The sequence below is a fragment of the Acinetobacter sp. B51(2017) genome (assembly GCF_003711395.1).
Lineage (GTDB): Bacteria > Pseudomonadota > Gammaproteobacteria > Pseudomonadales > Moraxellaceae > Acinetobacter.
In genome coordinates this window covers 1-8,283 of record NZ_PJRJ01000055.1, presented here as the reverse complement: position 1 = coordinate 8,283, position 8,283 = coordinate 1, and the positions used below count along the sequence as shown (strand labels likewise).

Here is an 8,283-nt window from a genome sequence, read left to right as displayed (position 1 = left end):
GTTTGAGTCTAAATTTAGTATTTTGATCTTAAATAAAAGTCATAAGAAAATAAGTTTTAGGTCGGAAATCTAAGCCAGTCTGAAAACAAAAAATCTTCTCTTTTTTTAACAAAAAATTGAGCGAAGCGGGCTTTTATATTCTTTTAAATGCTTTTAAATGCTTTTCCGACCTCTGAAAGCCTTGCTATTAAAGGGTTTCAGAGGTCATAAGCACACGTTTAGTTACCCATAAGCACACGTTTAGTTACCCATAAGCACACGTTTAGTTACCCATAAGCACACGTTTAGTTACTATTTAAACACATATAAATATTTGTGTTTAAAACCACATTTAGTTACCATTTAAACACATATAAATATTTGTGTTTAAAACCACATTTAGTTACCATCTAAACCACAAATAAAAGCATGTGTTTAATAGGCTAAAAATACCCATTATGAAAAAAGACCTAGTTGTAAAAACAAACCGTTTAAATCAAGCATTTCAGATGCTCTCATTAGCCGAATTACATATCGTTCAACTTGCTATTGTCGATGCTAGAGAAACAGGTACAGGATTAAGTACAGATACACCTCTTCGCATTGATGCTAAGCGGTATGCGGAAGTGTTTGATACAACTAGGCAGAATGCCTATCAGCGTATGAAAGAAGCGGAAGATACCTTATTTAATCGTAGATTTAGCTTTTATGATGAAGAAGGTATGTTGGTTAAGAGCCGATGGATTTCTCAAGTTAGATATTTAGATGATCAAGGCGCAATTGAAGTGGTTTTTACACCAGCAGTAGTACAAGGAATTAGTCGGATCGATGGTGTAAAAGAATTCTTTACTCAGTACTTACTCAGCCAAACTGCTCATTTGAAAAGTGTATATTCAGCTAGACTTTATGAGTTATTAATTCAGTGGCGTTCTACTGGTAAAGTGCCAATGGTTGATTTAACGACTTTTAGAGAACAATTAGGAGTAGGTGTTAATGAATATCAACGTATGCATCATTTCAAAGCACGAGTGCTTGATTTAGCTATTAATGAGATTAACGAAAAGACAGATATTAATGTTAAATATGAACAACATAAAGAAGGAAGATTAATCAAAGGTTTTTCATTTTCGTTTAGGCAGAAGCAAAACTCTCCAAATGAAAAATCAGCAAAGATTAATTCCAAAAATTTTGATGCAGAGGATGTATTTTTCAAACTCACTGAAAAACAGCTAGACATGTTTAGCAGCAAGTTAGCCGATTTACCTGCTGTACAGGCGATGGCACATGTAGGTGAGGATATGAAGCCATTTGTGGCACGTTTACGAATGATGCTGATGGATGCAGAACAACAGAAAGTATTGCTGCCATATCTTAAAGAAGTGGGTTATACAGCTGCTTAAATATGAGGGATTGACTACTCATACATAGGCTAGTCGACAAACCAAAGATTAAGCTCAGTAAAAGTTGCAAAAATGAGCTTTTTTTAATCGTTTTTTTGACCAAGATTGTTTAATTTTCATGAACAGAAACGTGGAACATTGCTTAAATATTAATCGTGGAACAGTCTCATTCACGTAAAAAGCCCAACTGCTGAAAGTTGGGCTTTTCAATATGCAATAAGACTATGATTTAAAAGACAAAACGAAAGTGATTTCGTATAAGCTGTATTATGTTAATTTTAGGAAATCTTTAGAATCGTCCAATTAATTAAATTTAGTTTTAGTCTAAATATTTAGGAGGTCTTACTTCTAAACTTCTAGGTAGTAAAAGCAATGTTAATACATGATCATATTTTTCTGAGGAAATCTTATATTCTGTAAGATATGCTTCTTTATGTGCATGTTCAAACCAGATATTTGCTCTTAATTTTTCACCAACTTTTTCTTCAACAATAAAACTATTTCCAGCTATCGAACTTTCCGGTATAGGGGTAATAATTGATTTTGTCCTAAAGTAAGCTCCATTTTTTGCAGCAGTCTTACTAGCAGATGCCCAGTTCATAAAACCATCTCTAGAATTAATTAAAACTGCACTTTCTTCTGTAAATTCAAGCCATTTTAGAATGGCAGCAGTAAGAGAAACACCATACCTTTGAGCACAAAAAGATAGGGATTGCATTAGATCAGCCATATTAATTTGCTGTCGAAAGTCGTCTATTGGCATTAAAAGGTATGATGAAAATCTATTTGCTTCCGCTTCTATAGAGTCGCTGTTATAAGATTGAAGATCTTCATTTCCACATTCAAATCCATCTTGTAAAGACTTATGTAAAACATAATGACCTAGTTCATGGGCTTTAGTGAATAAAATTCTTCCTGCCGACTCTATAGATGGGTTATACAACATTACCCATTGATTAGAATTTTCTTTTTTTAATAATGCACCCTCAAACTTTCCAACACTTATCTCCAAAATATCACTAATGGGATCATCCCACTGAAAGATGTTGGCAGCCTCATATGAAAGCATATCAACATCTATAGGGAATTTTTCTCGACATTCCGCCTTACAGAAAACATCAAGAATATTTAATAATCGAGTAGCTATTTTGGGTGGATGTGGTTTTTCATCCATTAGTATTACCAGATGATTTAATTACAGCCATTATACTGCGTATTTGTTCTTTCTCATGAGCATTCAAGTTCTTATATTCACGGAAGAAAGCATTATCTATATTCTTCTCAGTAGGTGTCCTCTCATCTGATTCTAAGAAAAACTCTACATCAGTGCCTAACGCTTGAGCTAATGATAATAGTTTTTCCGCAGATGGCTTTTGAGATTCTCTATTTTCTAATTCCCATAAATAGCTTTTACTTAAACCAGCACTAGCAGCTAAAGCTTCTAATGTAAGCTTTTTCTCTTTTCTAAGAAGTCTAATTTTTTCACCAAGTAAATTTGCCATTTGAGATATCTCCTTTTTTATATATTGTACTAAAAAAAAGTTCGGAGTAGCGTAAAAAAAAGTTTGACTATTTTGAATATTAGTTAAATAATGATCTAAAGTTCGGTATTCCGGAAATTATATTATGTTTTAAAAGTAATGGAGCTCTTCGTAAATGACCACATTCCTTGATCACTTTAAAATTGATCGAACACAACCAATCGACTTCCTTAATTTAAATTTAGAAAACGACACTAAGATTTTTTTAGATCCATATAGTGTTGCGATGACTAATAATGTTCATTGTATGAATGCTCATAAATGTATTAAAGCTTTCATGGAAACTCTCTTAGCTGCATTAAAAGATGGCAATGAGAATCTAGCAATGAACTTATGTAGTCACTTTCAAGAGCCAAAAGGTACAGGCATTGGTTGGACCAAAAAAAGTTATAAAGGACGTGGTGCGGGTGAAATTAAAGCATCAAAGCTAGTTGAGGCATTAATGGCATCAGAAGCAGTTATGTCAGGTGCTATTGAAGATTTAGAAGAGCTGATATTAGTTGTTGAGGGACTAGGTCTTGATACCATCTCAGATATAACGATTAATTTAGGAATGAAGCATTTTATTGAGTTTACTCAAGAAAAGTGTAAAGAACTCAATATCAACATGGAAAAATCTGATAAGAAAATTAACTATTTCTGCCACTTAGAAAATCAATGGAAATCAGATTATTTTCAATTACCTCATGCGCCAATTGGAGAAGAAAAAGAAAAGGGACAGATAATTCTATTACCAATGAGCACATTAGCTAGATTATCACCCTATGGTACATCTTACTTTTTCACTAATATCGCTACACCATATTTTGTAGAAGAAGGTAAAAGAGCAGGTGCTTCTTTTATTCGAGCAACAAAATCAGGTGGCTATAAAGCGGATCTAAAAAAAATGCGAGAAAATGACCAATATAAAGGTGGTAAACAGCGAATGGGGAAATTTATAAAAGATCATCCTGGATCTCTTAAAGAATATCGTGAAAAAGTCGCTAGATATCGCTATAAAAAAATTCACAAACAAGATGACCAAACTTAAATTATGGGAGATTAATTATGTCTAAAAATTCAAAACAAACTTCGAATAAAGTTAGCTCGTTAGCTTCAAAAATTCTACGTGATCCATCATCCTCATCTATTCAAAAAGAATTAGCTGGATCAGCTTTATCTCAATCACATTCAAGTAAGCAAACTGGTGCAGACATGGAATCTAAAGCATCTCAAGTTTTGAAAAGTGATAAATATAACGGTACTACTAAGGCATTAGCAGCATCTATTCTTTCTCAGTCAAATAAGGAAAGATAAATAACTGTTGATCTGAGAGTTATAGGAAAATCAAAAAGCCTAAATAATTGAATTTGGCTTTTTGATTAAATAAAAAATATTTTTATCAAATAGTTACATAAACTCTATTTTTTATTTCCTTTTTTTTCTAACTCTATCCAATGTTCACTAACAGCAACAAAATGCTCCATAGCGTGAATATTCTTTTCTCTAATGCTAGTTAAAAGTGGCTGACTACGTTGATATAAGTTCTTAAAAATTCCTTTCATCGTCATTTGTAATAGAAGATGGTCAAAGTCTCCAGTTCGTAAACCAGCACTCAAAAATTCTACATAATTAAAAATATAGGATAATGAGCTTTTTACCTCCTCGGTTACATCCTTATTAGAGAAAAAATCTGCATCTACCATATTCTCGGGATTATCAAAAAAACTATTAACAACAGATGCATGCTTCATATATTCAGCAGATAGCCTAGTTTGTAGAAGTGTAGTTACTGTATGTTGTTTGATTGAGTTTCTAGTCGTGATAATTGATGTTACTAACCAGCCAATCATCGCAACTAATGCTGCTATTAATATGCCCCAATTAGTAATTTCTGGTGCTGGTATTATCCAAAATAGCAAGTGATCTTGAAACTTTAGAACCCAAAGCGCACCTAAAGCAGCTAAAATAATTACCGCTAAAATAACAAAGCCCATCAAATAGATAGGCTTCGTAGAAATATAGAGCTTAGAGTTACGCAAAACCAATACCTTCGTTACGTTTCATAGTGAAGATCTCCTTGTGGTATGCATTCATTAGATGTTTAGTTTGGGATTATAATACTCATTAAACTTTAAACAAGTGATTTTTTGTGAGTTTTTTGATCAATGGAATAACAGTATTTTATTGATTATATTTATTTAACATAAAATCTGTTATATGAAAGGCCCAGTTCATGGGCCTTTCATGATCTTGCTTAACATAAAATCTCTTATACGAAATTGGCTCTGTAAGCTTGAGCGTACACGTATTGGAGTAGATCGCCCCTATCTTAGAGCTAAGGACTCAACTATTCTGAGTACATCAGGAACAGGAAGTTCCAGAACAAAAAACAATAATGATAAGTTCTAAAACATGGAAGATAGGTACGACAGGAGTTATACCTCACACAACCCCATACGAAAAAGGCCCAACAGGATGTTGGGCCTTTTTTTATCTCAATTTTCAGCAAAAAAAGACCGGCCTAGAGGGGTAGTGGCCGGTCGCAAAATTTGACTTTGAATCAGGTGGCTGGATGGGTAGAAATCTAAGATCTCCTACCTGTCTGGCTTGCACTCAGAATATTCAAAACCTAAAAATATGTAAAACAGATTAATTTTATAAAAATGATCGTTTTTTAAGATGGGTTAGGTGTTTAGCCAACTGATTGAGGCCTTTTACAAATCAAGAGAAGTATCTTGATCCGGTGTAGCTAAAGTGTCTTGCTGCCGATCGTCTAATCCATAGAACAACCGTGCTTGCCTCATGAGGCAATGCTCGATAGCCAGTTCTAAGCACTGATCCAATCTATGGTAAGTCCCGGTCGTGACGTCCAGTTGCGCTTGTAAATGCTGCTGTACTTGATGCAGTTGGCTGAATTTCTCCATCCGATCAAAGGGTGCATCCTGTATAAACCTAATAAACGCCATCACTAAGGCGCTTAACGTCTCCTGATCTTCTACTGTCTTTTGCTGCACCATAACGTGTGCAATCTGCGTTCTATAGCGCAGTACATCACGAAAGGCATGATCACGATTGATTGTGCGTATCGTCACCACTTCTCGATCGGTCTTATAATCTTGAAACACTGGATGATTCGCCAATAATTCATCTCGAAGGCTGAAATGACTGGCTTCATCGTAAATCTCCTTGGACCAATTCAACCATTGTGCAGTAAACAAAGACACGTTTTCATAACTTTGGTGATCAACCCCTCGCATTGGATCCTGTTCGGGGATGTCTTGAGGATCAACGTGTACGAGCTTCGGCTTTTTGCTGCGCATATGGGCTTGGTAATACGCTGAATACATTTCTTCTAAATTAAAAGCACGATTGGCTTGAATGGTGGCTTTAAGTTCTTCAAGTGTTTTAAGTTGTTCAGGATCCTTGGTATAGCGCAGATAAGCCGGAATCATCGGCACTTCTTTGAGCGCTGTCCCATAGCGTTTGTTGTATTCCTCAGTAGAGAGACGAGAGACTAAACTCGGCACTTCAATCTTTTCCCCTTTGATTTCGACGATCTTGGTCGGTGCATATAGGCTGAGGATTCGATTGATCTGGCGTTCCACAATCTCTCGGAATACATTGACGTGATCACGGCCATAGCCCAATACATCTGCGGTTAGCTTCCGTGTTCCACCACGCTCAGGCGCTTTGCGATTCCATTGCTTAAAAAACTGTTCTGCTGAGCGTTGAATGCCATCTAAACCCCGCTCCGAATACATGATATGCAAGTGAGGTTGATCGATGTCACTCAGGGCACCAGGATGGCGATGAATTGCAGCAGCGTAAGGGAATTGATGCGAATGACACAGTTCTTGAATCAAGGCCTGTGCCAATTCAATACGCTGTTCTGCTGAAATATGATTCGGTAAGGCAATGGCAAGGGTCGTTGCTACACGTCCTTTTTCTCGCTCATAGGTATCTGCAGCTTTCCAAAACTGTGCTGGGTCGGCTTGGGCCCATTCCGGTAAATTGCCATGCTCGACAAACTCGATCACCTCGTCCGATTTATGCCGAGAGAATTGACCTGTGCGTGTCAAATAATGATACGCAGCTTTGGCTGAAGCGGACTTCAATGTCTTGCCTTTTTCAGTCACATAAGCTGATTTAGTCAAATGTTTAAGACCTGCAAAAAACATACATCGCTCCTGCTGCTTTTACCCCGTAGGGCGAGTGAGAGTGTGTTAAATTAATTCGAAGATTTAATTTAACACACGGAAACGAGATAAAAGATAATTCTTACATAAAGAATTATCTTTTAAGGCCACTTCACTGTAATAAACACGAAAAGTTACTGTACTAACAGAGAATCGGAACGAAAAATCAATTACTTACAGAATGAGGAAAATTGCAAAAAATGACGACTAAGAAAGCACTCGTATTGACCAATAATGACCTGAGAAATTTGTACCATGACGTACAAAAATTGCCGTTTAAGCGTAAAAATGACCAAGCTTTTTTAGAGCTGTTTGAACATAAACAATGTCTGTCATTGTTCTCTGAAAAAGAGATGCAGATCTTTAAAAAATGCCGTTATGAACGCAATGCTCATCAGCGAAAAATGCAGGCCTTAGACAAGATTCAACGTAAGACTCGGTGGTCAGCATTTGAAAGAGATATTTTGGAGTTGTCCCAAAAATCAGACATCGATTCTTATTTTCTCATGTTGGATGCCTTACAAAGTTATGTACAAAAAGAAAAACAGCAGTTGGCCGAAGCAAAACTGAAAAACGAGAAAAAAAGACGTGAAGCACAGCCGAGTACACGCAAGCAGAATGATCGAGAAAAATATTATCTCGGTGCAGCAGTGCAAACTTTTTTTAAACATAACCCTCACATCAAACGAGGACCTGATGAGAATGGCTTGGATCAGCTGTTCAAACTTTTTCGCTTATGGGCGATCGCAGAGGGTTATTACAAAATCAGTGCAACAGATGTCACCGAAAGACATGGCGAGATCCTAGAATCTCATGAACATGTGTTAGACAGAATTCAACGTTTAGAACGTATCTTAAAAGACTCTCCAAGGAACCCATTTAGCCAAAATCTTGAGGGTTAAATTAGACTTCAATATTTTTTTATACAGGAATGACAGAGAATGGCCCTAAATTGCGTTTAGAGCCATCTTTTATTTTTCCACGTAGGTAAATTCGTTTTTTAGAAAAAATCGGCTTAAATCGCCTTAAATTGCATTTTAGAGGGTATTAAAGAGATTGTTTGAGTCTAAATTTAGTATTTTGATCTTAAATAAAAGTCATAAGAAAATAAGTTTTAGGTCGGAAATCTAAGCCAGTCTGAAAACAAAAAATCTTCTCTTTTTTTAACAAAAAATTGAGCGAAGC

Annotated in this window: 8 protein-coding genes; 4 read left to right on the top strand and 4 right to left on the bottom strand. The window is 35.9% G+C overall.

Going from position 1 to position 8,283, the window contains the following annotated elements:
* The first annotated feature begins 437 nt into the window (after positions 1 to 437).
* A complete protein-coding gene (gene repM, locus CYK47_RS14655; RefSeq protein ID WP_122902524.1) occupies positions 438 to 1,379 on the top strand; it encodes a replication initiation protein RepM in 942 nt (313 codons plus the stop codon).
* 319 nt (positions 1,380 to 1,698) lie between these two features.
* On the opposite strand, the gene CYK47_RS14650 is transcribed toward repM, so the two are convergent.
* Both CYK47_RS14650 and CYK47_RS14645 read right to left on the bottom strand, forming a co-directional pair.
* The gene (locus tag CYK47_RS14650) at positions 1,699 to 2,553 is read right to left on the bottom strand and encodes an ImmA/IrrE family metallo-endopeptidase (RefSeq protein ID WP_114212781.1); all 855 of its coding nucleotides are present in this window, start codon (positions 2,551 to 2,553) and stop codon (positions 1,699 to 1,701) included.
* On the bottom strand, positions 2,546 to 2,881 hold the full coding sequence (locus tag CYK47_RS14645; protein WP_098729776.1) for a helix-turn-helix domain-containing protein: 336 nt from the start codon (positions 2,879 to 2,881) through the stop codon (positions 2,546 to 2,548). The genes CYK47_RS14650 and CYK47_RS14645 overlap by 8 nt, the downstream gene beginning before the upstream one ends.
* Before the next feature lie 154 nt (positions 2,882 to 3,035).
* Here CYK47_RS14645 and CYK47_RS14640 point away from each other — a divergent pair, with 154 nt between their 5' ends.
* Positions 3,036 to 3,950, top strand: a complete 915-nt coding sequence (locus CYK47_RS14640; protein WP_122902523.1) for a DUF8370 family protein — start codon at positions 3,036 to 3,038, stop codon at positions 3,948 to 3,950.
* Positions 3,951 to 3,967: 17 nt separating this feature from the next.
* The gene (locus tag CYK47_RS14635) at positions 3,968 to 4,216 is read left to right on the top strand and encodes a hypothetical protein (RefSeq protein WP_098729774.1); all 249 of its coding nucleotides are present in this window, start codon (positions 3,968 to 3,970) and stop codon (positions 4,214 to 4,216) included.
* A gap of 104 nt (positions 4,217 to 4,320) precedes the next feature.
* Here CYK47_RS14635 and CYK47_RS14630 read toward each other — a convergent pair whose 3' ends face one another.
* Together CYK47_RS14630 and CYK47_RS14625 are read right to left on the bottom strand one after the other, a co-directional pair.
* Positions 4,321 to 4,941 (bottom strand): DUF4760 domain-containing protein, encoded by a 621-nt coding sequence (locus CYK47_RS14630; RefSeq protein WP_164709226.1) that lies wholly within the window; start codon positions 4,939 to 4,941, stop codon positions 4,321 to 4,323.
* A gap of 675 nt (positions 4,942 to 5,616) precedes the next feature.
* A complete protein-coding gene (locus CYK47_RS14625; RefSeq protein WP_122902521.1) occupies positions 5,617 to 7,080 on the bottom strand; it encodes a MobA/MobL family protein in 1,464 nt (487 codons plus the stop codon).
* A gap of 218 nt (positions 7,081 to 7,298) precedes the next feature.
* On the opposite strand from CYK47_RS14625, the gene CYK47_RS14620 reads away from it, so the two are divergent.
* Positions 7,299 to 8,000, top strand: coding sequence for a hypothetical protein (locus CYK47_RS14620; protein ID WP_122902520.1), 702 nt, complete (start codon positions 7,299 to 7,301; stop codon positions 7,998 to 8,000).
* The last annotated feature ends 283 nt before the right edge of the window (positions 8,001 to 8,283 follow it).

Coding starts and splice junctions, on each gene's coding strand:
- repM (WP_122902524.1), top strand. CDS start 438: ATGAAAAAAGACCTAGTTGTAAAAACAAACCGTTTAAATCAAGCATTT.
- CYK47_RS14650 (WP_114212781.1), bottom strand. CDS start 2,553: ATGGATGAAAAACCACATCCACCCAAAATAGCTACTCGATTATTAAAT.
- CYK47_RS14645 (WP_098729776.1), bottom strand. CDS start 2,881: ATGGCAAATTTACTTGGTGAAAAAATTAGACTTCTTAGAAAAGAGAAA.
- CYK47_RS14640 (WP_122902523.1), top strand. CDS start 3,036: ATGACCACATTCCTTGATCACTTTAAAATTGATCGAACACAACCAATC.
- CYK47_RS14635 (WP_098729774.1), top strand. CDS start 3,968: ATGTCTAAAAATTCAAAACAAACTTCGAATAAAGTTAGCTCGTTAGCT.
- CYK47_RS14625 (WP_122902521.1), bottom strand. CDS start 7,080: ATGTTTTTTGCAGGTCTTAAACATTTGACTAAATCAGCTTATGTGACT.
- CYK47_RS14620 (WP_122902520.1), top strand. CDS start 7,299: ATGACGACTAAGAAAGCACTCGTATTGACCAATAATGACCTGAGAAAT.